Here is a 26,686-nt window from a genome sequence, read left to right as displayed (position 1 = left end):
TGTTTTCCTTGTCGCATAAAAATAGGGAAAACACGCCCCGGAAGGGGAACGTGCTTCCCCCTTCGGTTGAAGTGAAAATAAAGAATAAGGTACTGAACAAATCGCTACTGTCCGACAGCAATCGCCGGCAGTGCCTGACTGATTTCGGGTTGTTCACCGTTAACCAGATAGAGTGCAGGCCGGTTTTCGCGTCCGGGTAAGCCGTTACCGCTGTCTACATGCTCACCCTGATCATAACAATCGTAGCCTTTGAGGCTTCCTGACGGTTCGCTGTACCAATGGCGGATCTCGCAATCAAACATCGCTGACAGTTCCCCCATCAGTTCCGCAGAGGGCGGTGCCCACGGTGAATCAAAACGCACGGTTAAGCTGCTGACATTACGCCGTTCCCAGCGGACATGGTGACCGAACGGCCATTCCAGCCCGTAGTGCTCGTCGTAGAACTGTACGGTGGAGGCAATGCCTTTCAGCAATCCGCTGCTGCCGTTAATCTCGGTCGCTAACCGGGTCGGCATGATCATCAGCATATCGCAGGGCTGGGCGGATGTCGGAGACACATTCAGCCTGTCCCAGCAGGCGCCGGTATCGGGACTATCAGACCAGCTCACCATACCGAACCAGTCGGTATACTGGCGGATCAGGAGTGATGCGATAATCTCACGCGCCGGTTCCGGAATATTTTCCCAGCGCAGCAGACTTAAGCCCGACTGACGGTACAGATGGTCGATACGTTTAATGGTGTCGCCGGTTAGCAGCGCATTATCCTGTAACAACATCAGCCACTGCTCAAAGGCCAGATGTTGCGCAGTCGGTGCCGCAGTACCTCGTATCAGCGCCGGATAAGGCGCGTAAGTCAGGGGTTTGGTGGGTTTCAGTATCCCGGCGCACCCGGCCAGAAACAGCCGCAGACTCTGCAAGACTGCCTGACGGTAACGGGGCGCTTCTTCGCCACAGACCCATTGCTGCATCACATCGATACAGACGGATTTGCCGGTGATGTCCAGTTGATTCGTGATCCACTCTGCCATGGTTAAGTTCCTCTTGATTGATAATGTTAAATAAAGGAGGAACTGTCCCGGCGGGGAGTCAGTTCCCCCGTCGGGTAAGTAAAAAAGGATTTAGTGACTATCCGGTTTGAAAATACCAGCCAGCTGACTGTCGAAAATGACCATCAGTTCGTCATGCACCTCCAGGTAAGGCGTACCGGGCGTGATGACCGGGGCATTCAGCCGGGTTAAATCGTACTTATCGACTAATTCGTTAATGGCCTCAGAGGGTCGGATGCCGTTTTGTATCAGTTCAGCGACCGTGTCTGTTTCACACAGTGCCGTATCCTCCAGGTTCAGGCCAAAATGCCGCTTCAGCAGCATACCGGCAATCACCTGCCAGACGGTTAAACGTAAAGGTGCCATAGTCATACCTTATGTGTTAAATGCTGACTGTTGTGCCGTGCCGGAGAATATCCTGCACTTCACGGCACTGTTGATAACTGGGCGAAACCGCATGCAGCGACAATAAATGCGCCTTATGCCATAAGGACCGGGCAGCCTGTGTATTCTGCCAGCTTTGCTCAAGCACGGCTGACTGACACAACTGCTGCTGTTGTTTTTCCAGTGACAGGCGTTCTGAGGCCCGTGTCACCGGTTGCGCCCAGACAATCTCGTCATAAAACCGGCCACCGAGCACTTTTCTGTCCCCGGCGTCATAAATCATCACGGTCAGCGGGGAAAAAACGCCCTGCGTTTGATGAGATAACGTTTCCGGCACCGGCCAGTCACCCAGTAAATGGATAACTTTCAGGCGCTGCACCGCTTCGGTTACCGAGGCCGCTTCGCACACGGCCAGGGTTTCTTCCCGCAGTGATTGCCTCGCTTGCGGGTGTTGCATCAGGCCGGTGACCTGTACGGTAAAAATGTCTTCATGGAATGTCGTACCGGCTTCATCTGATGCCGGTAAAAAAATCGGGTTCATCGGTATTTCCTTGATTGAATGTCAAATAAAGAAAACACCCGCCCGATATCAGGAAGGTGTTTTCGGCTCCCTGGTCAGGCGCTTAAGAAAAGGGTTAACAGCATCATGGGCTGATAACGTTAGTGAGAGTGATTATTTTGATTTTCGATTAATGACGGGCTGATAAAGTCCTCGTGGGGTCCCAATGTCATGACTGACCCTATCAGAGCGTTTTCCGGATGCTGATTCACATATTCCCGCAATTCGCGAAACCGACAGGCATCCTCATTGGATTCATCCAGTACCGCGATACGGGCAAACACCGCTGTCGTCACCGCCAGCCCGAAGGCATCAGCAGACAGCGTGACGGTTAACGCATTGTCCGGCAAATGGACAGAATAGGTGGCGGCGGATGTCGGCACCAGATAAGTCAGCTGCCCAGTGGCATCCCGCCTGTCCCAGTATTCATACCGGTATTCACCACATAAATGCGCGGCGGTATTGGCAATCAGAAACCCCAGAAACAACCGCTCCAGCGGTTTTTTGCCGGGAAACACAGCAGACAGCGCAGGACTGTCCAGCATGATAAGGTCACTTTTTTGCATCATGTTCTCCTGTCAATAAAAAAGACGGAGAACACCCTGCCCGACGGGAAGCTGTTCCCCGTCCGGGTGACTGGCATCGTGCCAGAGTAGATTAGATTATCGTCATGCTCCCGCTAAACCTAAAGCCGCCCGAATACACTGAGCCTGGGGATGTTGCAGCGCGTATGCCCGCAAATCACAAAACCGTTCAGCGACTTCATCCTGCTTCATCAGTGCCGTCAGATAGCCCAGTACGCTCAGGGTGACCATCAGCCCGAACGTATCCGCGGATACTTCGCCGTTAAAGTCAGTGGTCTCGATTTTGACCCCATACGTGTCAGCGCGTGTCGGCACAGCATAGGCAATGTTGTCCGACACTTTCCGGCACTGCCATGTATCACACCGGTAATCTTCACACAGCGTGACCGCCGCTTTAATGACCGTGTGTTCCAGCAGTATCAGTTCAAGGGGACTGCTTCGCGGAAAGACGTCCGCAAAAGGGGACAATTCAGACGCCGGTACAGCATGCACCGTTGTCCTGGTTTTGTTTTGTTGCATTGTGGACTCCTTAAAAACAACGGAGAACACCTTGCCCGACGGGAAACGTATTCCCCGTTGGGTGGCTGGCGTCATGCCAGGGTGGATTAAATAACCTTCATCATCAACAAAAAAGATGATATCTGCTTCCAAAGGTGAGCAGATGTACCACACAGTGTGTACTCCCTTGCAGGCTACGGGAGTGTGGGTGTCGCTGCCCGAAGGTGATCCTCACAAGCGACTGGATCATTGATAAGTCTGATTACGCTAACCAATGGGAACAGTACGATCAAGCGGTAATTCATTTTTGGGTACAGGAAATAATATCAGAAGCGTGATGTTACTCATTTGAATTGATTAGAATGCACGCTGCCACTCAAATTTCGGTTATGACTACCATTTATTGATAGTGATGAATGTTCAGATAATATCCTATAACTCTGTCATGCATTTCTATGGATTTTGAAAAAGATAATGTTTTTCGAGTCAGTCTTGCCAAATGCTGACGAAGGTTCAGATTATGCCTCTCTATACGTTGGGTATAACGCTTACTGACCACATGCCGTTTCCCTGCCAATGCTTTTTCATAACTTTTCCAGCCATCATATAAATAACGATATTGAAAGGTGCCAGCAAGGCCATCAGGCGCATTAATGTTTTCTTTGTCCTTGAACCAAAAACATGGGCGATCACTTTTCGTCTTGTCCTGTCGTAGGCGTAAAAGAGCCAGCGCGGCTGTTTCTTTGACTTCACGTACGACCATTGTTCATCCATTTCACAGCAGATAATCACTTCGGTGCCGGGCGCAATGGCTTCTGTTACCGATTTGGGTCTGAGCTTTTTAAGTGGCGAAGCACGGTATTTAGGCCAATCCCCATCACCCGCGCTGTCGCCCGACATCCCATGCCATTCATGGCCATATCGACGATTTGCTTATGGGTTCCGGGGCGACATGCGGCATAAGTGAACTCAAGTTGCCAAGAATGACGGCAGGATTGGCAAAGATAACGTTGATGACCAGAACGTGAGCGCCCATTGCGATGGATCCCTTTAAAAGCACAACAAGCGGGGCAGGTTACATCAATCTTTGCCATTTGAATGTTCTCCAAATAGAAAGATTATACATGATCAATAAATTGATATCACAACCCAAATTTCAGGGTATGACCAAATGCACTAACGCGTTTCTGGACAAACGTGAGTTAGTTGTAGATTTCATCCAACAAACATCGATTTGGGTTGCATTTAAGCATCCGATTAGCGCTCATCACATTCACAATGTTCTGATGCAGATTGGTGGCTTGTAATATGAAGTCATTTAAAAGCAGCGTGCCTTGAGCGTTTGGGGCAGATTTTTGGTGAAACCAAGCTTACTTTATCACTTGGCTCAGACTGATGGCAGCCATCAAACCGACAGTTCCCAGTATGGTCATCATACGTTTCAGGTTGTAAGCAAGAACACTGAGGCTGATTTCAGTGCTCACATTTTTGAGGCGTTTAGTCAAACAGTGAGTCGCTCCCATCCACATTTTTATCGTGCTAAACGGATGCTCAACACGCTGTTTCCTTATCACCGGGAATTCCGGATTCTCGTCCAACCGTTTTTGCCTGTCATCAATAATCGATTCATGTATCCATCGTCTTATGCGACGGGGATCTTTCTTTGATGTTGTGCATTGAGACCGGATTGGACATTCATTGCACGCTAAGTTGTTGAAGTAAATATCCCGTTCTACACCTTTCTCCATGACCTTCATTCGCTTTTGTAACCTTTTACCCGCCACATCACTGCCGTTGTCGTACTTGAAGAGAGACTTGTTAAAAATGCCTTTGCTCTCCGAACCTGAAATGTCAATTTGTGGCACATTCGCCCTGATGCCTTGATCATGCGCGTCTTTGATATCATTTCGACTGAAGTAGCCTTTGTCGGCTAACACTGTAATAGATTTCTTCCCCAAAACCTTTTGGACTTGCTCGGCAACTAATGTCAGTTGACCTCGGTCTGTTGTCATGACGATGTCGTGGCAAACGATGAGAGGGTGCTTTGTATCGACCGCCGTTTACACGTTGTAGCAGACTTGTCTTTCCATGTGGTGTGTTTTCATCAAGCGGGCATCAGGATCCGTCTGTGATATCTGTTTGTCCGGATGCTCATTAACTTGTTTTTCGAGTGCTTTTAGCTCAACCAAGCGCTGCTTTAGCCAGGCTAATTTCGATGCTGCGACGGTCGGCTCAGACTCTTTTTCGTTCCCATCTTTGGCATCCATCTGGCTTAAATATTTCTCGATACTTTTTTCAACTCGCTCGATATGAAACTGCACTTTACTGGAGGTGTAATTTTTGGATTTATTATTGACGGCTTTGAATTTACTACCATCAATAGCGAACACGGCATCTTCAAACATGTTGAGTTGTCGGCATAACTCGACGAATTTACGGCAAACGTTTTTAATTCCCTTACCATTATCCTTTCTGAAGTTTGCAATCGTTTTGAAGTCGGGAGATAAACGTTCAGGCAGCCACATTAACTCGACATTGCGGTTGCATTCCTTCTCCAGCCGTCGCGATGATTGAATTCGATTTAAATAACCGTAAATGCAGAGCTTGAGCATCGTGGCAGGGTGATATCCAGGACGGCCAGTTGACTTGGGATTCACGCTTTCAAAACCTAAGTCGAGTCAATCTAGATGTTCAACAAAGACATCAATAACTCGCACTGGGTTATCTTCGCTAACAAAGTCGTCCATGAGTTCTGGAAAGGGCGTGGATTGATGCCTTGATTGACCAGTAATATGGTGAGACAGGCCAGAATCTCCATGATTATGCTTACCAATCTGATGATATTGGACTGGACTTGGCTTTGAAATTGGATCGGTAACTAAGACCCATTGATCATAAGTACATCGTATTTAGACCAAAAGGTGATCAAGGGTTTTTACACAGTCTGTGCCAGGGGCGAACATAACATAAATCAAGGTACATAACTAAATTGAGCGCAGGTCAGGTAAAGTCCAAAACTGCGTTTAGCTTGCTGTTGATAGGGGCCAAGAACAGAAAGAATTGATGTAAAAGTACGCGGTGACCGTTAAAATGATCTGATACAGTTTAATCCTAATACTTCATGGACGTGTCAGATGGCAGTTAAGCGAGCATATTACGGTAACGAAGGCGACAGAGACTACTTTGAGCGAGTGTTTCAGTCGGCCAATATCAACTTTCTCATCGGGTCAGGCGCATCGCTGCCCGCTATCAGAGTACTGGGAACAATCGAAAACGATCTCCAGCAGCGTATTAATAATGAGAAGGAAGAGGCGTATTTTGATATGGCCGCCGAGTTTTTATCTGCGGTCTGGCTTCCGCATAAATGCATGCTGAACTGCAGTAACGATCCCCTTGTTATCCCGAACGTAGATGCCACCAAAAAGAACTATAATGCCTTCATCTCTTCTCTGGAAAAAATACTTACGCGCCGCCGTACCGGTTTGCTTCCACGGCGGATAAACGTATTCACGACTAATTATGATTTATTTATTGAGGAGGCAGCCACACGCAATAATAATGTCATTTTCAATGATGGATTCAGCAAACGGACGAATCTCTGGGGAGATGAGGAATTTGACGCAGGCAGTTTTAACTATTCTGTAAGCGCTACTGGCAACCTATATAACTATAAAGTCGAACTTCCTACCGTTAATCTTATTAAGCTTCATGGTTCTCTTTCATGGAAAAACTTCATGGGGAAAATTATCTACAACCTCGATAAGGTGAAACTTCTGGGGTTTAACTCGGATGATGAAAAGAAAAAGTGGGTTCTCGCTCACGCTCTTATTCTTCCGAGAAAGGAAAAATTCAAAGAAACGCTTCTGCAAAACGTTTATTATGATTTGCTGCGGGTCTATTCAAATGAGCTGGATAAAGAGGCTACCCTTCTCGTCGTCTTTGGTTTTTCATTTGCCGATGAGCATCTTGAAACGCTGACAAAAAAAGCCCTGCGCAATGCCACTCTTAAACTACTAATATTTGCTTTCGACGAAGCTAGCGTTAACGGCTTTATGGATAAATTCCGTGATTATTCCAACGTAGAAGTAATCTACCGCCCGGGAGGTAATATAGATTTTCCGGCAATGAATAACATTATCACAAGTTATCTGGGAGGGGCGAGGTGAGCGGGCATTTTACGGATGAGGAAGCGGTGCTACGGGTTGGCGAAGTCTGCGAAATATCTGGGCGAGCGGTAATTATCCTCGTGGATAAAAACAAGAATCTCAGCGACTTATTTTATCAGGGAAAGGTGCTGAGAAACGTTTCCGTAGGTAGCTTCATTGAGATCAAGAAAGGATTCATGAGCCTGATTGGCAAAGTGGAAGCGGAGAGAATCATTGAAGAAAAACACCCCGCCGGCAGCGGCAGCGATGCCTGGCGTTATCGTCGCTACCTGACGGCCACGCTAACGGGATATATCGACCGCAGGGGCAGCTTCGTTGGCGGTTCACGTGAACTGCCTCTCATAGGTAACGAGGCCTTTGTGGTGACCGAAGAAATGATACAGACGGTGTATCAGATCGCGAATGCAGACGAAACGGTGATGACTTTCACCCGCACTGACCTCGAAGATATAGAGATTGCGCTGCCGGTCAACGGCCTTATTAATTCGCATATCGCGATTTTCGGTAACACCGGCAGCGGAAAATCAAACACGCTAGCAGCACTTTATAAAGCTGGTACTGCTCAGATAAAGCAGATGCTGGGCGACCGCTTCAAAGAAAGATGCAGGTTTATTCTCTTAGACTTTAACGGAGAATATACAGCACAAAACTGTATTACTGATGAGAAAACGGTTTACAACCTGAATACGCACCATTCAAATGGCGATAAACTTCCCCTTCCTAGAGAAGCCCTGCTTGAACATGACATGCTCTCCGTTCTGACCGACGCGACGGACAAGACCCAGAAGCCGTTCCTAAAACGTGTTCTGGAGTTCCAAGCAGAAGTTATGGGGGCTGATAATGCTCTTGAGTACATGAGAAATATGCTCAAGAAAAAGATAAAACAGAACCTGTTTAGTGGTGACAAAATTAAAAGTGATGCGATTAATGCGATGTTAAGTCAGATTTTCTGTGACGACCCAGAGTTATTTTCCGATCTTGAATTTCATTCAGGAGGCCCTAAATGGAAAATAAGAAATGAGAGATATCATTTCAACTCTGAAGTTGATGTGGAACGATCTTATATCTACAAAAAAGCCTGTGTATTCGATTTTAAAAAAAATATGATAGAGAGCCTCTTGGATTTTATGTGGCTGAAGCTTATCTATGAGTTTTTTTCAAATAAAGCGAATCCGGAACACGTCTTACCTGTTATAAACAGAATGAAAGCTAACCGGAAGGATATAGCCAAAATATTTGATACCACGGGGCAGAGAGACTTCTGGAATGGAGGTAATTTTACCGTCATTAATCTCAATATGGTTAACATTACCATGAAGAAGACGCTTCCTCTTCTGATTGCCAAATGGGCTTATAACATGAAGAAGTTGTCTACCCTGCCTTCAACGCTTCATATCGTTATTGATGAAGCGCATAATATCCTATCAAACACGTCATTTCGGGAAACTGAAAGCTGGAAAGATTACAGACTTGAGACCTTTGAAGAAATTATCAAAGAGGGCCGTAAATTTGGCGTGTTTGTTACTATTTCCAGCCAGCGTCCGAACGATATTTCCTCAACTATTATTTCTCAGGCGCACAACTATTTTATTCATCGCCTTATTAACCAGAACGATCTTTATGCAATTGAAAAATCCGTTTCTTATATAGATCGGTTGACAGAGGAGTCCATCCCGACTCTCTCCACCGGAACCTGCATATTCAGCGGTATAGTCAGCCCGATGCCGCTTAAACTGAGAGTGGCGGAGCTTCCTCACGACCAGAAACCCCAAAGTAAAACGATTACATTCAATGAGTTAATCAATAAAGAGCAGGAGAATGATGCAGAAGGTGACTTAATGTTTTAAGTACTGAATTGTATACATCTCAAAGGGCAGCATAATAAATCAGGCATGTATAAAACCGGAGCATCCCTGCATCGTTCGAAGCCCTGAACGTAGGTCCGCCTGACCCGATGCTCCCACAGGTCCGCATCACGCCCTGAGACATTTGACAAGTTTTTTATTCTTTAAGCAAAGGCGAATTTCTATCTTTGAGTGCCAGTAAGTATTTTGTTTCGTCGTAACAGGTTCTGGTTTTCCAACAGCGGTAAATTATCTTTATCCATTTAAACGCCAGCGCCCGGATAGCGGATTGATGAGACTTTCCTTTTTCACGTTGCCCCTGATAGTACAGTTTGGCCCAGTATGATGATTGAACTGTCTTGACAGCCCATTCAACAAACGGCTGCCTGACGAACCTGGCACATTGCTATCGCCAGTGTACCCACGATTTCTGACCACTTCGCTCGGTGACCGGCGCGATACCTGTGTAGTTTTGAATTTCTTCTGCACTGCTAAAGCGGTTACGGTTATCGCCCAATGCCGCAAGCATTCGTGGGCCCATACAGGGCCCCATACCGGGAAATGATTTAAACAGATCTGCATCTGGCATGGTATCGAACAACATTTCGATTCGTTCGTTGTGGGTTCGGATAATATCATTCACCCGTTTGATTTGTGATGCCAGTGCTGTTGCCATGGGTGCATTTGCCTCAATGACACTTGTATGTATGGTGAGGGAAATCGCATTGGCAATGCTCGCTACGCGCTGTTCTGTATGGGCAACAGAGGGGCCACCTTTGGCGTTCATAAAACGACGAACGGTGTCACTTCTGGACCGTTGTAATTGTTGCAGGCTGGGCCAGCGGGTAATCAGGTCACAGAATAGCGTGCTGTCCCGATGAGAGAACCACTCCAGAGGTTGTGGGTAGTACCGTTTCAGCGTGTTGATGAGCCGATTTACAAAGCGACGTTTGTCTTCAACGAGTTGGCGACGCTGTTCAACTAATTGTTGGAGCAATCAGATATCCGCATTGTCGGGTTCAATAGCTTTTATCTTTTGGGGATAGCGCAGCATGAGTTCTAACGCTAATTCGGCATCCTGCGGATCATCCTCAGCGCCACTGGGCCAAAAGGTCTGCCGATAGCGGGCCAGTGACAACGCGTGTATTGGAAAAACGGTGATAAATGGGTATTTTTGAAGAGCGTACACCACGGGACTTTTTTCTGCTCAAGGGCAATAGCTATCTTGCCTTTCACCTGTTTGTGTAACTTTTGAGCCAGGTATCAAGTGCTTCTGGTGTATGTTTAATCACATGGAATACGCGCTCACCGTTTTTAGTTTTTAAATTGAACACAGACATCGTGCTTTTTATCTGCCCAATCCAGACCAATATGAGCAGTAAACTGATTTATCGCCGTCATTACCCTCTCCTTTTTTCCATCGGGGATGGGTATGCACTCCACGCTCTTCGAAAGCAATATAGCCAGCAGTTTGTTGCATGCCCTGAGTATTCGTTAGCGAACGTGGAGCACTTACTGACTCAAAAGAAAAGCGGCGATCATCGAATGATTCTCGCTCATTATTCGTAACCAGTAAGTGCATACCCTGAATCACCTAACAGTGTAATTCTGGGGTGTGAATGTATATATTGTGTCAGAAACGGACGTTGCTGGAGGCAGTTAAAACTGGTATTAGTAATTTACAATGATTTAATCATTTCATTTTTCCAATTTTTTTTATATGTCATTCTAAAAGACTTGAATGCTGGTCGTGCCTTATTATATTTGATGGAATGATTAGGATTGACTTCTCGGTAAAGTTCACCTTCAGTTTCTTTAGTTGTATTTGCACCGAATATAATTTCATCAAGTTTTATTTTATCGTTAAATGGAATAAAATGCATATCACCACACTTAATTATAAGTTTATCTTGTAATTCTATTATCAATCTTGTCTCTTGCTCGTAACTCCAGCTTTTAAATTTATACTTCAAAGCGGTTTTTGGTTCTAAAATATCATTTTGGTGTATCCTCTTAGAATGATAAACAATATCAGTCAACAAGTCTTTTTCAATAGAAAAAGCTAGGCAAACGCCATTATGCCGTTCAGCATAATGTGCCCATTGTACAGGGTTTTTCCATGATTTACTGAATGAAATTATCCCATATAAATCATTTGCACTTTCTTTTTGTTTTTTTATTTTAAGCCGATATTCCTTGTCTCCAATTTTTGCTGATAACAATTCAAATGGGTCATTTAATTTATTAATACGCGATACTTTTAATTTTTGTTTTCTTACTATTAGTTTTGCTGAATCTAATGTTGTGAAGTGATAAACAGTTCTTAACATTTTAACTACCACCACTCTAAGGGATTTATATCAAAGAATCGCACGGAATACAGAAATAAGGAAGTGTTATTGCATGTAGTTTTAACTTTGAATAGTCACGAATCATCCAGACATCTCTATGCTATTTCTATCGTAGGCTAAGCGCCTGTTGTTTCGCTCATAGCTGACGGTCAGGCAGGGTAGCGATTAATCCAGATAATTATCTTTTATCAGGGAAAATAGTGTTATTCCGCCTCATCTTTCTGGTAATACACCTGCCGGATATAGCGCCCACGTCCATCACCGTGCCCCAAATCCATTGATGCCAATGCCAGCGCTTCCCGCTCACTGAATCCCTGCGCTTTGTAATATTCACCGGACTGCTGGGCAAAATGGTAGCGCATACTGTGCGGGGCATTCTTACCCGCCAGTCCAGAGCTTCTGACAATATAGCGGTAGCGGTCTATGGCCTGCGTGATCGTCGGTTTATCAATCAGTTTTCCACCCCGCTCTGCCTGCTCTCGCTCGGCATAAGCAATGGCATGTTGCAGCGCTGCCCGATCCAATATGGTCGTCTGCCTCGGCCGTCCGCCTTTGGTGCCAAATATCACCCGCACAGAGGTCTGCCCATTTTCCAGGGCTTTTTTCCAGGTGGCTAAGGATTTATAGGCTTCCACGGCTTCTTTGGTACGCAGTCCCAACACATAGGCCAGTTGCATCACCGCCGCCACATTCCGGTCTTTTTGTTCGACCTGCTGAAAGATTTTGCTGAATGCCGCTGGTGTCAGCGCCGTTTTTGTGCCTTTTCGGTCGATTTCAGCAATACCGAGTGCCCGGTTGCTCAGGCGAACATTATCAGGATCAGCCAGCTTATGCTTTCCGGCTTGCGCTAACACACCTCTCAGCACGGACATTTCATTTTGCAGGGTTCGGTGGCTAATAGAATTGACCTTTCTCTCTGCAATATAGCGCTCAATATATTTCGCTTTAAGGCTGTCCATCTGCCGGAGCTTGATCCCGCTATCTTTTAGAAAATTCAGGAACTGCCGGGCAATCCGCTCACGATCCGCCACCGTGACAAAACTCCCGCCCGACTGTCGGGCATGGGTAATAAATGTTTTCCTGAACAACTCAATTTTTGAGCGTGCCGATTTCTGCGCCATTCCCGCCTCTCTTGTCACTTTTTCTCTTTTTTATCGATTTCTTAAACAAGTCTCTGCGTGTCGGTTCGGGTTCACCGTCCGTGGTGCGTCAGATAATGTGTAGCAGAGTGAGGTTGTGTTGAGTTATTGCAGGAGCTCGCGATGTGCTGAGCACAGCGATGGAAGGCTCCCCGTTCATTGCCTGATCAGCTCAGGATGAACGCCTCATTATCTTGACGTATGTCATCTCTCCTTTTTTTACTGCATCAGCCTGTTTTAAGGCGGTGGGTTGAAAACCAGATCTGGAATTCGTTCGTCAATCAAACAAAATGTCTGTTAATAATCTGTTTTGCATGGTTTCACTGAGTAATTCAGGGTTCAAATCGGTCGTGAAGGCAGACCGAATGCGCTCTGGACGCTGACGCCCGGCGACGTCACTTGGTAATCGCTGCGCGTTAACACAAGTGACGCCGCGCAATATTTGGGACGTTGATCGTGATGAATTGAAAACGCAGATGAATGTTGTACCGATGAAAACGGTATCGTTTAACGTAAGACAGAGCATGTCCTGCTCGGTTATGTGAATAGCCGGTGGTGAATCACACCGGGAGACTTTCATCATCAGACGGAGGGTTAGGTGTCCGAGGATATCTGCTTCCAAAAGTGCGCAGATGTACCGCAATGCATGCACTCCCTTTCAGGCTACGGGAGTTTTCGTTGCAGGCGAGGGATCATGAGATAACAAAAAGATATTAACGATTTATTCAAGCAAGATCAAATTTTTGTCCAGCCCTTTTTGTCTGGGGCAAACCGACTCATTTATACATGATTAATATTCCACAACAGGATGGATAATTGATGCATCGTTCAGCCAATGCGTATCCGGACTTTCAGTCCGTTAATTACTAACTCACCGACTTTAGTCAGTGGTTGTTGAATAATTAACGCGCGATGATGAGCCGAGCCATATTACAACTTCACTAATAGGAACTCCACAGTAATAAAAAATGTGGAGTCGCGTGTAATGAAGAAATCACTCTTGATTTGTGGAAAACAGGTACAATTGATTCATAGGATCTGAGCCTAATCCAAATTAATACTCTCTAAATCATCAATCATATATTTAATTACCTGTTCTACACACATACCATACGCATTAACATCCATATCAATTCTCCCCGATATATATTCAGAGTGTTCATCCAAGGTAATTTCAAAACCTACTCGGCAAGTACCATTTGGTAGCAACTGAAGATTCATCCACTCACTATCTCCTAGAGGTATTCGTGTACCGTCACATTGTGAATTCCAAGCATTAAATAGTTGAGGAAAAGGGAGTTCATAGGCTACAGTTCGGGCAGAAATGCCATCGGGATACAAAGCAGCCGATTCTATGTCCTGACGAGTCGAAGCTTTAATTATGTCACGTTGTACCCGACTAAGTATGTTATGTAGCGATTCACCTAGTATATGGCAAGTCGTGATCGGAACAGTATTCGACAGAGGGCCAACAACGGTGAACTCATCGGGGTTCTTTCGATTAATAAATGGAACACCTGTGACAACAGTAGAGACTTCGCTGACCGCACTGATCGCGCGTTGGAAAATAGAGAATAACAATACAAATGGAGTGACACGGCAAGCTTTTGCATAAGCCAAAACATTACTACGCAATACAGAGGTACTAAACTTTACGCTCTGCATAACTCCTACAGAGTAATTCGGTGTTTTTCTAATTGAATCAATTCCATAGGGGCCAACCTCTGGGTAAACTTCAATTCGTTCCTGTAAACTTATTATTTTTTTTGATACATGAGAATTTACCATATGGGCATATTCTATCCAGCACGTAGATATTCTAGGCTTATAACAATAACATTGAACGATGTCTTCAATTAACAAATCAATTGATGTGCCATCGCAAGTATAGGTCCAAAATCCTATCCACACGTGAATCCCAGTATCATCAATGTCTGATGCTATTCTGAGTCCAAGTTCACTAGCCCTATTTGCTCGATAAGCTAGGAACATTTCATCTGTTATACCTGTATGATTAGCATTCAAGCAGTCCCAAAGAGCATTATATAACTTAGTCTTGCATGGAGCGTGACCAACAAGTGTATCACCTTCAATATCAAATTGAGCAGCTAAAATAGGATGCTGTATTATTGTATCAATAACTGCATTAAATACTCGTTCCGGCACACACCCAGGAGAAAAATCGAGTCGTAATGCTCCGGAGTAAGCCTTTCCCGTTTGATCTAACATTGCTCCGATCCATTTTTCACGTAGGCTTATTGTACTTGGTACAACTATAGGAAGTTCTTCCCCAAATGAAATTAGAGAGTTCTGATACATAAAAGCACCTAATGTTTAATTTCTGTGTTTTCTACATTTAGGATTAATGCATTACGCTTGATCCTAATAAGAATTGCTCCACCGATAAAAATCATTGCAGATATAGTAAATGCGGCGATAAAACCATTAGATTCAATAGTCGAAATTCCAATTCCATCCGTAAAACTAATAGCGATAGCGACTAGAAGTGTCATTCCTCCCACTTGAAACAACTGTTGAATTGTTGTTGCTATACCTGATCCAGCTCCAGCATCAGATTCAGAAAGCCCAGTAGTTGCGAGAGATTGTGCAATTGGGGCAACACAACCAAAACCAACAGACGTGACAAGCATTGCAGGCATCATTCCAACCCAGTAATTTTGCATAGGTATCCCGATAGCAAACAATAGGAAACCAAAAGCAGAGATAGATAAACCCAAAATAGCAGCAATCTGAGAATTCCACCTCTGATTCATAAACTGAGATAGAAAAATTCCAGGGAAGAAGCCAAAACAGAATGGTAGCCAAGCGAGACCTGTTTGCAAAGGAGTCATTCCAATATAATCTTGCATTAACAAAACACCAAGATAAAAAACAGCACCAGATGTTCCCGCTTGAATTGCAATAATAGCGTACCCTATTAATCTTGGTGACCTGGTCATTAGTCGGGCAGGGATGAGGCTATTCTCAGAACGCTTACAGCGCATTAACACTATAGTAATACCGAATACGCCCAATAAGAACATCACAATTCGGAGCCATAAAAGTTGTTCGATTCCAGAACCAATTAGGCCAAGCACTGTTATACATACGGCAACCGCTAACATCATGGCATTACTAAGATCTAATCGAGTAGATATTTGGTTGGAAAATTTTGGTATCACTAATACTGTAGCTATAGCTAGAATCAACACAACCGGTATATTAATTCCAAAAATCCAGCGCCATGAAAGTTGTTCTGTGATTACGCCGGATAATAAAACCCCAATTATTGAGCCAAGTCCACCAAGAGCTGCCCAGACTGAAAATGCTTTACCGCGATCAGGGCCTGAAGGGAATAACAAGGATATCATCGCTAAACCAGTCGCCGAAGCTAAAGCTTCACCGACCCCTTGCCCAGCGCGACCTATGATTAAAATAGTAGCGTTAGGAGCGATCGTCGCTACAAGAGAACTTCCCCCAAAGATAGCAAGGCCTACTTGGAATGTGCGCAATACTCCACAGGTATCACCTATACGTCCCCCAAGTAATAGTAACGAGCCAGCAGTAATTAAATACGCATTTACAATCCAAGTTAAAGATCCATCTGTGAGTCCTAGATCATACTTAATCCGTGGTAGTGCTACATTAACTACAGTAGCATCAAGCAGTAATATTAACTGAATAATAGAGATTACACCTAGCGCTTGCCATCTCTTTTTACTTACAGTATCCATAGTTCCTTCCTCTAAATTTTGGGGTCAATTAAAGCTGGTTCTACTCCGTTAATACAGCCCTATTTTTTAGTACTACAGCCGTGAAGATTGCAAGCTCAACAACCTCCGACTAAAGTCGGTGAGTTAGTAATTAACGGACTAAAAGTCCGGATACGCATTGGCTGAAAGATGCGTCAATTATCCATACTGAACGATTTAAAATAATGCACTATAGGCCTTTATCATTACCTACTAGCAATTTGTGTCTATATTTCATTACCCACTCAACATGATATTTAACTTGAAATACAGTGTGACTACCGTATCTGCAGTCCATTTACATCTTCCATACAACACAGTATTGCAACTAAAGCTGATCAACCAAAATTGGTGGTTTTAACCTTCATATGGAAAAATAAATTTATTATAAGATATTCAACAAACTGAGAGCTTATATTATTTCAATCTCTTGTATGAAATGGATTTTTTATTAAAAAGCCAGCACGAATGTAGTAATAGAACTAGTACTGCATGTTTTTGCGATTAACTAAAGATAATGAATTCTGAATCATTTTGAGTCCATATTCCGTACCTATACTTTCGGGATGAAACTGCACGCTTTCGATGGGACGAGTGCGATGACGTACAGCCATGTTTACTGTATTTCTTTCAGTATATGCAGTCGCCACTAATTCATTTTCAATTCCAGAATTAATGATAGATAGTGAATGGTAACGCACAACATTAACAGGTGATGGAATATCACGAAAAATACCTTGACCATCGTGTTGTACCTGTGAATACTTACCATGCTCCACAGTAGGTGATCGCATAAGCTTCCAACCAAAATACTCCCCAATTGCTTGGTGGCCTAAACAAACCCCAAATATGGCCTGATCTTCACCCACTGCACGAATTATTTCAGGATAACCATGTTCTTGAGGAGTTCCGGGACCTGGTCCTAAGACTAAAAGTTGTGGCTTCCATTTTTGATACCTACCTATTGGATCATCATTAACACGCACCACTTGCGTTTGTGCCCTAACCATGGAATAGTACTGCTCAATAACAAATACAAAACTGTCGAAAGCATCCACCAATAATACTTTCATATCCCTTCCCCCATTGCTCGAGCAAATGATTTGATCTTAGCTCCGGTTTCCTCCCACTCAGCTGATGCTTGCGAATCAGCAACAATACCCGCAGCAGACTGCAATACATAACAACCAGCATTCCCAATAATTGTTCGTATCGTCAAAGCAAGAACCCCACATTTTTCCCCCATAAGGTATCCCGCGCATCCAGTGAACAATCCACGGGGCATTCCTTCTAACTCCGTAATAATTTCCATTGCTCGAATCTTAGGTGCCCCAGTCATTGTTCCTGCAGGGAAATTTGCTATAATCAAATCCCATATATCGCAATTATTACGAACCTCAGTTTCAATTGTAGAAACCAAATGGAGAAGTGAACCGTAGACATCTTCCTTCATAAACGAAGTTACCTTCACCCCGCCAGGAATCGCGCAACGAGCTAAATCGTTACGTGCTAGATCCACAAGCATCAGATGCTCAGCCGTTTCTTTAGGAATCTGATCCAGCTGATTGTCTTTCATATCTTCCCGAGCCATAGTTCCAGCTATAGGGCGAACTTGAGCTACACCATCACGAACACGGATCATAAGTTCTGGGCTGGATGATACTACGTACTGATTATCAAGACCTAAATAGTACATGTAAGGAGCAGGATTAACTGAAACAAGTCGTTCATATAAGTCTATTGGAGGAATTGTTGCATTCGATACAGCACGACGACAAAGTTGTACTTGGTAAATGTCACCGGCTCTAATATATTCTTTTGCTCGTTCTACTGCGGAACAAAATGCGTTACGGTCAGTTAAATCCTTAATAACACCAAAATCCCATGGACTGGTAGGCGTTAGAACTGTCCTTGGTTTGTTGAGTGCTGCCACTAAAATTGTGGTATCTATAACCTCATCTGGGCTAAGCTTCAATACATCAAGTTTCGCACCATTGCCTGTGCCATCGTAGCGTATAACGTATCGGTAGATACGGATCACTACTTCTGGTACTCCTTCCTCAGTTCCTATTCCAGGCAGGTGTTCCACAAAACGAGCTGCACTATACCCTAGTACTAACATTAACGGAAAACCATCTGGCAGTGCGAAAATTTGTGTCACCTCTCGTAAACGTTTCCATAGAAGTTTATTGCAGTCATTTACCACTAATTCACATGCCGCAATGTACTCCTCAAAGGGACCATTGCCCCTAATTCTCCAAGTATCATTCACTAATATGAGTTCAAACAGCAAGTCAATCATGAACATCGTTTGTGAACCATCAACAGCTTGAAAACCAGCTCCAGTTTCGAACAAGGCTGGGTTAGGGTACAAACTGAGAAGCTCCTTCCGTACTTGTATTATCGGAGCAGCCTCTGGAATCTCATATTGTTCTACAATCCACGAATGTTTCAGATGCTGTTCAATCATAGTGTTGGATTCCTCTTATCCTGAATGCGAGCATACTTCCAAGATATATAGGCACCCGTCTCCGTTCTTGGATCCAACTGCTCTACCAAATGTAGCCTAACTGGAACATTAAAAAATTCCTCCATCTGCTTTTGAGTCTGAGTAACTGATCGCCCCTCAATCTGAGCAATCATAGATATCTCGATCTCATCAGCCCCGCTATTTGTCTCCAAAACTGTAACCTGATATCCCCAAACCCGCTCAGATGTTCTTAAAACAGCAGATTCAATTGATGAAGGTAAAATCAAGCGGCCACCAAGTGTCATAACATCATTGATCCGGCCAAATACTCTCAAACAACGGGAGTGGTCACCACAACCGCAAACTTCTGGTGACTGAAGACAAGCTAAATCACCTGTACGAAACCGAATTAACGGCTTAGCTCCAGGTACTAGCATCGTCAGAACATAATTCTCCTACATCACCATCTAATCCAGGGATTGGAAGAATTTCTGCAAAATAATTTGTCTCTGAAAGATGTAAGTTACCTTTTGAACAACCCGTCGCAATTGCATGAGCTTCTTGTGATCCATATAGTCCATGAGTACAATGCACATCCCAGATATGGGATATATTCGAAAGCATTTCGGGTGTACATAATTCTCCAAGAACAAAAATCTGCTCCACTGAAGTTTTTTTAGGGTCGATTCCAAGACTTATATAGAGACGAGCTAACGCCAGCGCTATTGCCGGAGAGCAAATTAATGAACGCACACCAAGATCAGTGATAAGGCTGGACGCTTTATCCAAACCAACTCGTGGACTTTCCGGCCATAATCGTACAAATGGAATCCCCAGATTCCGGCAAATCTCACCATAGGTATCCCCAAACGCATACAATTCTGATGGACCCATGATAGCAGTAAGCGCCTGCATCGTACCGAAAGTTGATTGGTATACCTCTTCGATAGCTCTTTGAACGTAGATTCCACTAGTCTCAACATCAATTGATGCCCGTGGGCATGGTGTTGGCTGCCCAGTGGTTCCTGTCGTTTCATAATACATAGCTATCTCGTTGAATGAGACACAGCAGACAGCCGTACCTGCAGTACGAAGATCGTCTTTGGTAGTAAAAGGAATACCGTCAAGAATCTTGAGTGAACTTGAAGAGCCTTGCTTATTATGTAAGTGTTTGCGATAAAATGGCGATTTATCCGCAACATATTTCAGTATTTCTTGTACCCGTAATTCGGTTTTTTGATATAGACCATGAGGTTTTATTTGCCCACTCAGGTATGCAGTAACATATTCAAGCCATTCTCGATGTAATTGCTTATTGGTCATGACAGACTCCTTTCTGCAATTTGTTCAGCACATTCACGGATTGACTCGGTCAACATAATACTTTCAAGTGGAATTGAAAGTTCAAATTTAGACTCTAATTCGATTTTAATCTTCATCGCAGTCAATGAATTACCTCCTAAATCGAAGAAGTTGTCTTCTGGTAATACAACTGGTTCGGCAAGTTGGACTGAAATTACTCGTATAACTTCTCGTAAGATAGTCTGTTGATTTCTGATATTAGGTTCTTTCATGTCATCCCTCAGCATATTACGTAAAGCTATTACATCCACCTTACCGTTTTTTGATAAAGGTAGTTTCGTCATGTGCTTAATAGTTTTTGGAATCATATAGGTAGGTAGATATCGTGTAATTACTTCACTGATAATGGTTTCATAGTTAGGAGTACCAATATAGGCCAATGCTATCTGTTTTGGATGCCCATCTAGGCCAGGCAGTGCAACTGCACATGCTCTAGATACCCCGTCACAGGATTGAACTATATTTTCGATTTCTCCAAGCTCTATCCTGAGTCCATTAATTTTGATCTGATTATCTATACGCCCAAGGATTTCAATTTCACCATTAGGCAAATAGCGTCCCAAATCTCCTGTACGATACATTCGACGTTTAGTTCTAGGATGATAAGTGAAAGCACGTTGAGTAAGTTCTGTCTGGCCTATGTATCCACGAGCCAACGAAATGTCACTTTCTACCAGCATTTCACCTGGCACCCAGTCCGGACAATCTGTCCAGTCGTCAGCAACAATGTGATATGCAGAATTCCGCATCGGTATACCATAAATAACTGAGCGAACCATGCTGCCTTCACATTCATTAATTTCATGTATAATTGACCAATTAGTGGTCTCTGTCGGCCCCCCACACGAAAACATCTGAGCAGAAGGGAAGAGCGTTCTCGCTCGTGGTAATAATGACAGTGGGATCCAATCACCAGCCATTACTATTTTGGTTACTGACTCAATAAAATATGTAGTACGAGCAACTTCAGCCACACTACATACAAGTTCCATAATAGCAGGGACACATGCCCAAAATGTCACCTTATGGCGACGATGTAACCGTAGCCAAGTATCAGGATCCGGTCCAGCTGCTTGCTCAGGCACCACGACTGAGCCGCCATGTACTAAGGGACCAAAAATATCAAATACTGACATATCGAAATGCAGAGCAGCAGTAGCGAGATGCCTGGTTGATATATCCAGACCAAAACGTTCAACGACATCGAATACATGATTGACCACTGCGATCTCTGGAATTTCAACTCCCTTTGGATTACCAGTAGAACCTGAAGTAAAGATCACATATGGTGCATAATTTTCCCGAATGGGTTCAATAAAAATTTCAGTATCTTGTTGAATCCAAATATTAAGGTTTGCAGCCGTACACTCTATCCTATGGATACCTTGGGATAATATAGTCTCTGGTGATGAGATTACAGTTTGTACCCCAGACTGTGTGAGCATTGTATCTATTCGCTCAAGCGGTAGATCAATATCTATAGGAATATAACCGACACCAGCCAGTAAACATCCATAAACAGCAACATACTGCATCACTCCCTTAGGTAATACGATTCCGACAAATCGATCACGAGGAGAGCAAACTTTCTTAATTAGAAAGTTGACTTGTGCTGCTGCATTGCCTATCTCACCCCAAGAATATGTTCTAAGGGTATCTATGACTGCTGGTTCATTTACACGATTCGAAAGACAATCTAAAAATAAGTCCCGCAAGTGAACTTCAGGTACTGATTTCTGTGTTGAGTTAACAATATTTCGTATAGTAATCTGCGATGCTGGCCGTAAGTCAAGCCATGTACGTTTCCAACTTTCTGAATCATATGCTAGCTGTTGCAGTAATTTACAAAATGCACCAAACATAGCTTCAATTACATCAGGGCGAATAACACCTGTAAGATAGTCCCACTTGAAATATAGCACCCTATCTGATTCTCTGACCTGAACATCCAACGTCACTTGAGGAGTTTGCGACACACCGAAGACTTCTCGGCCTAACCGAGCAACATCGTGTCGTCCAGGATGACCAAGAAGGCTTGTCAACACTACTGGCATCAATGGTGCACGCCCATTTCTCCGTATCCGAGACAGTTCTCGCAATACCTCAACTCCAGTAAAAAGCCTATGATCAAGTGCATTCCAGATAGCGTTCTGTAGTTTCTGGCCACGCTTCTCGAGTGTATCGTCAGGGATAGTTTCGTAAGGAACAAGTAATGTGTTGGTGAAATCTCCAACAACTGAATCAATATCATCACTAACTGGCATTCGATCTGAGACAGGGAAATTTAATGTAAACCGACTTTCTTCGCTCCAACAACGTAGAACTTCACACAAGACTAAAGCTACAACCCCTGAAGGTGAAATATTTCGTTCTTGAGCTTGGGCTTTTAACCTATCCCAAGATTCTTGTTCGAGTGTACCTTCATATCTTTTAAATCTTGAGGGGACAACAGCAGATTCTCCTATTTCAAGCTGCGGTAATTGAGGAGCTGACGGCAATTCTACGATTTTTTGTAACCAATATTCTCGATCAGCACGATATTGTTCGCTTTGAATAACCTTGTGCCTATAAGCAATATAGTCGAAAAATGAAGTTTTAAGTTTTGGTAACTGAGGATTTTCCTCAATATATAAGTCGATCAAATCAGGAATAATCACCTGAAATATTGACCATGCATCAGCGATCAGCATGTCAATACTGAAGTGCACTCTACTTAAGTGCGAGCTAATTTTACTCACGACAAACTTAAATAAGGGCCATTGTGTTGTTCCAATTTCATCATCCGCCATACGGCGACGTACTAGGTTAATTTTGTCATTTATTTCACTATCGGGAAGACCACTCAGATCTATATATTCGACTGCCTCACTTCCATTGACTACACCAATTTGCTGATAACCGTTTTCATTAATCGTCATTCGTAACATTGGGTGGCGGTCAACTAACAAACTCACAGCACGTACAAATCTTTCTTGTTTCAGGTCTTCTACTTCCCACTCAAAATATCCTTGGCAGCCAACACCACCGTAATCGAAGTCAGATCCACGCCCAATCCACAGAGCTTGCTGACTTTCATTAAGTATAAAAGGCTGTAGCTGTTTGTCGGCAGGCAGATGTTCAAACGTCGGTAACTTGCTGTCACGTGAATCGTTGCCCAGACGTATAAGATTCGACAACACAGGCTCTTCGAGAAAGGAACTCATCTCTATATGAATTCCATGTTTACAAGCAATTTCGCCTAACATTCTCATCGCTCGTAAGGAATCTCCTCCTGTGCTGAAGAAATTAGATTCAAGGATTGCCTCATCACATCCCGTCCAGTTCAACCAACAAGAACGCAATATATTTTCAATTTCTGTACTTGGAGAAAAAACGGTATTCGTCATATCTGGATCAGCCGGAGATATCTTCAGAGCACGATAGTCCACCTTACCGTTTCGTCCCATTGGTAGCACATCAACAACTATTTGATTCGGTTGAGCTGCAGGTTTTAATCTCTTACTAAGGTGTTTACGTACGGTATCCACGACATCCATGCTTCCCGTAGTGTCTGAGACAGGTTCAATAAATAGTACTAGAGTTGTTCCAGTATCGTTGGTGAAGCAAATTGCGGCAGCTTTTGCTACTCCAACGACTTCAAGAGCAGAAATTTCTATTTCTGTTAGATCTACCCTATGCCCGCGAATTTTTACGATCGAATCCAATCGCCCAAAAATTTCGACGGTGCCATCCAAACTCATCCGTGCTCGATCTCCAGTGAGATATTGCAATGGTGAAGTATCATCGAATCTATTCGGATGAAAAGATTTCCTAGTATCCTCAATATTGATATAGCCTACAGAGAGAGTTTCTCCGGTAATAACTAATTCTCCAACACAATTCGCTGGGAGCTCTTGACCTTTATTATCAACTACATACATATTTGCTCCAGCGACTGCGTGTCCCACAGAAGGCAACAAAGTGTGACACCGAGGAGATGACAAATTTCCAATCGAAACCACCGCAGCTTCTGCGGAACCATAAACATTGAGTACTTGGTAGCTAAGATTAGTAGGAGGCCACTGCTTACATCTCTCTCCAGCAATCAACATAGTGTGTAGGCCCGTTTGCCATTCACTAGCCCAAAACGCTTCAGCAATAGACGTCATTACTAATGTATGTGTAACATTGTTCTTTACAAACCAAAGAGCTAGTAGCCTTATATCCTGTAAGATTTCAGGTGAAGGAATACATACTGTTCCACCTGCATATAGTACTGGCAGAGGATCAACCTCAACCATTCCATACCCTGGTGATGTCAACCATGTTCCTCGTGAATTTTCCCCCAGCTCAGCACATTTAATAACGGCATCAAGTGTGGCAGCCATCCCACGATAGGACAAACAAACAGCTTTGGGTCGACCTGTCGTTCCAGAGGTACCAGAAATGAAGCACTCCTCATTGGTCGTTTCAATCCAATTACCGCATTCCCAGTCAACCTGTGTTAGCTGTATATCTTCTTTACCTATTTCCAATATAGGACAGCTTGTGAGATTGCGTACTCTTTCTACCATACTGCCAGTAGTCAGCACAGAGTCGGGAAGACATTCCTGAAGAAACCTGCATGTGATTAAATATATTTTTTATCAATGAATTACGCTGACTTAATTCATACAGAGGGCGTGTAGGTAAAGTCTCAGGCATAGGAATTGCTATAGTGTTAAATACTCGTGTACATGCGAAGAGTGTAACTTTTAGTAAGTGTTCACGAGCAGCTTGGTCAATACGATCTTTCCTCACAGACAGTACACACTTATCTCTCTTTGCCACAAGCCATACTAATGATTCCAAAGGTGGAACATTTTGACCATCAGCCACCTCTATATCAGCAGCATGGGGCAGAACATTTGGTTGCGTCAGCTCTGTTATTTTACGCAGCTCTGTAATATAGGTACGAACATCATCAACACCACATAAATCATTCGTATCAATCTCAAGATAATTTACTGATATATCATAGTATATTCCTATAGTTATTTTTCCTTCAGTGCTGAGTAAAGACCCCAACATTGCAGCAATAACAATAAGGCTATCGACAGATGCAACAAGTCCATCAGGTAAAATAATTTCCTCTTCTACCCGTTCTACCAATGTTGGTTGATCAATGGAACAGCATTCAAAAGCATCCCATATTGTCCGAGCAGTATGGGGAAATTTCTCAAATTTCTTGTTATCTAACTGATTATTATTTAGTTCAGGTACTGTTAACATCATGTCATTCTTCATGTCACCCAACCTTATCCGTTGTAAATTCTTTGGTTATTAGGATCGTAGAATGCTCCGATTCGGTTAGCCCAAATTGAGGCAGCTTTTTGAATATCTTCTTGTTCCTTGCCTGTAACATTTGAGAGATCAATCTGAATAGAACGTTTGGAACCATTGACTTTTATGCTCCAAGTAGCCACAGCCCGTGCTCCCATTAAAACAACTGGGAGACCATTTCCCGCTGCATCGTATCCACCAACCTGATCAAGCCCGAGACAAAGACGTTGCCTTGAACCAGGGGCATACCCCATTACCAACGGATCCCAAGCAGGCAAAAAACGCACATCAGTATTTAGTTTTTGAGCTGTTTTGGAAATACAATGCTCAAACAACTCTTGCTTAGTTATACTTACCCACATTCCTCCCCCGATCTCGCACGCCCTAGAATTTTCCATAAGCCAACGAGACTTTTCCTTTGAAACTGACAGCCACCAAGCTAAGTCATCGATTGTGACTGGCCCATAATGTTCAACGTAACGAACAGCAATGTCCTGCAATAACCATTCACTAGTTAATAATGTGTCATCACTTTGAAGCAGTCCACTAGGAGCAGCAGCATATAGCCACCTGTTAGACCAAATATTTTGAGGAGGGATCCGAATTAAAATGCCGTCGTAAGTAGCAACAGAGACGCACGCACGAGCCTGAGAACCAGTTAACCCAAGAGCGTTCCCAATCTCTTGCAAGCGGACAGGAGCACTTGTAGTGAATTCCGTAAGATCAGATAATATATGCTTATAATCTGCCAAAGTAAGACCAACATCACGCAACCGCCATTCATGATTGACCAAAGACAAACGTGTAGCACTAAATACTGTAGCAGCCAAAGATTGAGGGATTAAAAATTTTGAGCGTCGCATTCCTGGTATCCGAACTAGCTCAGGATCAGCTTCCATAAAAATAGCTTTTGTTCGCTCAATATTATTATTGCGAGTCAAAAAGGCTAGCCAACTAGTTGGGCGAGTTGAATACACTCCAACATAAGTCTTAGCGACTTCCTTTACAGTTGCTTTTTCAAAGCGTTCAAAATGTTCCGATACAATCCATTCAGCTAGAAAATTGTTAGGTATCCCATCCCAGTTAATCTTAATATGCTTCATTTTTTCTGTGTATCTCACTAATTAGAAGGATGTTAGTTACTTAAAATCACATTAGAATAAAAGACACAAATACACACAACGAATACAAATTACATAACGGAATAAGCTACTTCATTCCCACTAATGC

The 26,686-nt window shown here is 43.6% G+C and carries 21 protein-coding genes and 4 pseudogenes; 3 read left to right on the top strand and 22 right to left on the bottom strand.

Annotation, left to right across the window (positions count from 1 at the left end):
* Window positions 1-104 precede the first annotated feature (104 nt).
* The 6 genes and pseudogenes from AAC852_RS14330 to AAC852_RS14305 form a co-directional block, all read right to left on the bottom strand.
* A complete protein-coding gene (locus AAC852_RS14330; RefSeq protein WP_099108873.1) occupies window positions 105-1,028 on the bottom strand; it encodes a DUF1281 domain-containing protein in 924 nt (307 codons plus the stop codon).
* 90 nt (window positions 1,029-1,118) lie between these two features.
* Complete coding sequence (locus AAC852_RS14325) at window positions 1,119-1,412, bottom strand: TA system toxin CbtA family protein (protein ID WP_340621596.1); 294 nt, start codon at window positions 1,410-1,412, stop codon at window positions 1,119-1,121.
* 16 nt (window positions 1,413-1,428) lie between these two features.
* Window positions 1,429-1,971: a hypothetical protein gene (locus tag AAC852_RS14320; RefSeq protein WP_340621595.1), complete on the bottom strand. Its 543-nt coding sequence runs from the start codon at window positions 1,969-1,971 to the stop codon at window positions 1,429-1,431.
* Between the two features lie 119 nt (window positions 1,972-2,090).
* The gene (locus AAC852_RS14315) at window positions 2,091-2,555 is read right to left on the bottom strand and encodes an antirestriction protein (RefSeq protein WP_340621594.1); all 465 of its coding nucleotides are present in this window, start codon (window positions 2,553-2,555) and stop codon (window positions 2,091-2,093) included.
* A gap of 102 nt (window positions 2,556-2,657) precedes the next feature.
* The gene (locus AAC852_RS14310; protein WP_340621593.1) at window positions 2,658-3,245 is read right to left on the bottom strand and encodes an antirestriction protein; all 588 of its coding nucleotides are present in this window, start codon (window positions 3,243-3,245) and stop codon (window positions 2,658-2,660) included.
* Window positions 3,246-3,471: 226 nt separating this feature from the next.
* Window positions 3,472-4,165 (bottom strand): annotated as a pseudogene (locus AAC852_RS14305) (IS1 family transposase).
* A 30-nt stretch (window positions 4,166-4,195) separates the two neighbouring features.
* Between AAC852_RS14305 and AAC852_RS14300 the strand changes: the two are divergent.
* The gene (locus AAC852_RS14300) at window positions 4,196-4,378 is read left to right on the top strand and encodes a hypothetical protein (protein ID WP_340621592.1); all 183 of its coding nucleotides are present in this window, start codon (window positions 4,196-4,198) and stop codon (window positions 4,376-4,378) included.
* A 63-nt stretch (window positions 4,379-4,441) separates the two neighbouring features.
* On the opposite strand, the pseudogene AAC852_RS14295 reads toward AAC852_RS14300, so the two are convergent.
* Window positions 4,442-5,875 (bottom strand): annotated as a pseudogene (locus AAC852_RS14295) (IS1182 family transposase).
* A gap of 330 nt (window positions 5,876-6,205) precedes the next feature.
* On the opposite strand from AAC852_RS14295, the gene AAC852_RS14290 reads away from it, so the two are divergent.
* Window positions 6,206-7,237, top strand: a complete 1,032-nt coding sequence (locus AAC852_RS14290) for an SIR2 family protein (protein WP_340621591.1) — start codon at window positions 6,206-6,208, stop codon at window positions 7,235-7,237.
* The gene (locus AAC852_RS14285; protein WP_340621590.1) at window positions 7,234-9,084 is read left to right on the top strand and encodes an ATP-binding protein; all 1,851 of its coding nucleotides are present in this window, start codon (window positions 7,234-7,236) and stop codon (window positions 9,082-9,084) included. The genes AAC852_RS14290 and AAC852_RS14285 overlap by 4 nt, the downstream gene beginning before the upstream one ends.
* Window positions 9,085-9,238: 154 nt before the next feature.
* On the opposite strand, the pseudogene AAC852_RS14280 reads toward AAC852_RS14285, so the two are convergent.
* The 15 genes and pseudogenes from AAC852_RS14280 to AAC852_RS14210 form a co-directional block, all read right to left on the bottom strand.
* Window positions 9,239-10,482: pseudogene (locus AAC852_RS14280) on the bottom strand (IS110 family RNA-guided transposase).
* Entirely contained in the window at window positions 10,430-10,663 is a 234-nt protein-coding gene (locus tag AAC852_RS14275; RefSeq protein WP_340621589.1) for a hypothetical protein, read from the bottom strand. Before AAC852_RS14275 ends, AAC852_RS14280 begins: the two are co-directional and overlap by 53 nt.
* Window positions 10,664-10,760: 97 nt before the next feature.
* On the bottom strand, window positions 10,761-11,411 hold the full coding sequence (locus tag AAC852_RS14270; protein WP_340621588.1) for a DUF2971 domain-containing protein: 651 nt from the start codon (window positions 11,409-11,411) through the stop codon (window positions 10,761-10,763).
* 224 nt (window positions 11,412-11,635) lie between these two features.
* Window positions 11,636-12,553, bottom strand: coding sequence for an integrase domain-containing protein (locus AAC852_RS14265; RefSeq protein WP_340621587.1), 918 nt, complete (start codon window positions 12,551-12,553; stop codon window positions 11,636-11,638).
* Between the two features lie 295 nt (window positions 12,554-12,848).
* Window positions 12,849-13,214: a hypothetical protein gene (locus AAC852_RS14260; protein WP_340621586.1), complete on the bottom strand. Its 366-nt coding sequence runs from the start codon at window positions 13,212-13,214 to the stop codon at window positions 12,849-12,851.
* A 401-nt stretch (window positions 13,215-13,615) separates the two neighbouring features.
* Window positions 13,616-14,890 (bottom strand): condensation domain-containing protein, encoded by a 1,275-nt coding sequence (locus AAC852_RS14255; RefSeq protein WP_340621585.1) that lies wholly within the window; start codon window positions 14,888-14,890, stop codon window positions 13,616-13,618.
* Between the two features lie 8 nt (window positions 14,891-14,898).
* On the bottom strand, window positions 14,899-16,305 hold the full coding sequence (locus tag AAC852_RS14250; protein WP_340621584.1) for an MFS transporter: 1,407 nt from the start codon (window positions 16,303-16,305) through the stop codon (window positions 14,899-14,901).
* 226 nt (window positions 16,306-16,531) lie between these two features.
* A pseudogene (locus AAC852_RS14245) lies at window positions 16,532-16,621 on the bottom strand (IS200/IS605 family transposase); the annotation flags it as partial.
* A gap of 184 nt (window positions 16,622-16,805) precedes the next feature.
* Window positions 16,806-17,396 carry an aminodeoxychorismate/anthranilate synthase component II gene (locus tag AAC852_RS14240; RefSeq protein ID WP_340621583.1) on the bottom strand — a complete coding sequence of 197 codons (591 nt, stop codon included), beginning with the start codon at window positions 17,394-17,396 and terminating at the stop codon, window positions 16,806-16,808.
* Window positions 17,393-18,793, bottom strand: a complete 1,401-nt coding sequence (locus tag AAC852_RS14235; RefSeq protein WP_340621582.1) for an anthranilate synthase component I family protein — start codon at window positions 18,791-18,793, stop codon at window positions 17,393-17,395. The genes AAC852_RS14240 and AAC852_RS14235 overlap by 4 nt, the downstream gene beginning before the upstream one ends.
* Window positions 18,790-19,230, bottom strand: coding sequence for a phenylacetate--CoA ligase family protein (locus AAC852_RS14230; protein ID WP_340621581.1), 441 nt, complete (start codon window positions 19,228-19,230; stop codon window positions 18,790-18,792). Before AAC852_RS14230 ends, AAC852_RS14235 begins: the two co-directional genes overlap by 4 nt.
* Entirely contained in the window at window positions 19,211-20,116 is a 906-nt protein-coding gene (locus AAC852_RS14225; RefSeq protein WP_340621580.1) for a phenylacetate--CoA ligase family protein, read from the bottom strand. The genes AAC852_RS14230 and AAC852_RS14225 overlap by 20 nt, the downstream gene beginning before the upstream one ends.
* Window positions 20,113-24,669 (bottom strand): amino acid adenylation domain-containing protein, encoded by a 4,557-nt coding sequence (locus AAC852_RS14220; protein WP_340621579.1) that lies wholly within the window; start codon window positions 24,667-24,669, stop codon window positions 20,113-20,115. Before AAC852_RS14220 ends, AAC852_RS14225 begins: the two co-directional genes overlap by 4 nt.
* Entirely contained in the window at window positions 24,656-25,420 is a 765-nt protein-coding gene (locus AAC852_RS14215; RefSeq protein WP_340621578.1) for a hypothetical protein, read from the bottom strand. Before AAC852_RS14215 ends, AAC852_RS14220 begins: the two co-directional genes overlap by 14 nt.
* An 11-nt stretch (window positions 25,421-25,431) precedes the next feature.
* Window positions 25,432-26,559 carry a DNA glycosylase AlkZ-like family protein gene (locus tag AAC852_RS14210; protein ID WP_340621577.1) on the bottom strand — a complete coding sequence of 376 codons (1,128 nt, stop codon included), beginning with the start codon at window positions 26,557-26,559 and terminating at the stop codon, window positions 25,432-25,434.
* Window positions 26,560-26,686: the final 127 nt, after the last annotated feature.

The sequence above is a fragment of the Xenorhabdus siamensis genome, assembly GCF_037996745.1.
Taxonomy (GTDB): domain Bacteria; phylum Pseudomonadota; class Gammaproteobacteria; order Enterobacterales; family Enterobacteriaceae; genus Xenorhabdus; species Xenorhabdus indica.
Note: the sequence above shows the minus strand (reverse complement) of the source record. Positions and strands in the feature narration are given on the sequence as shown.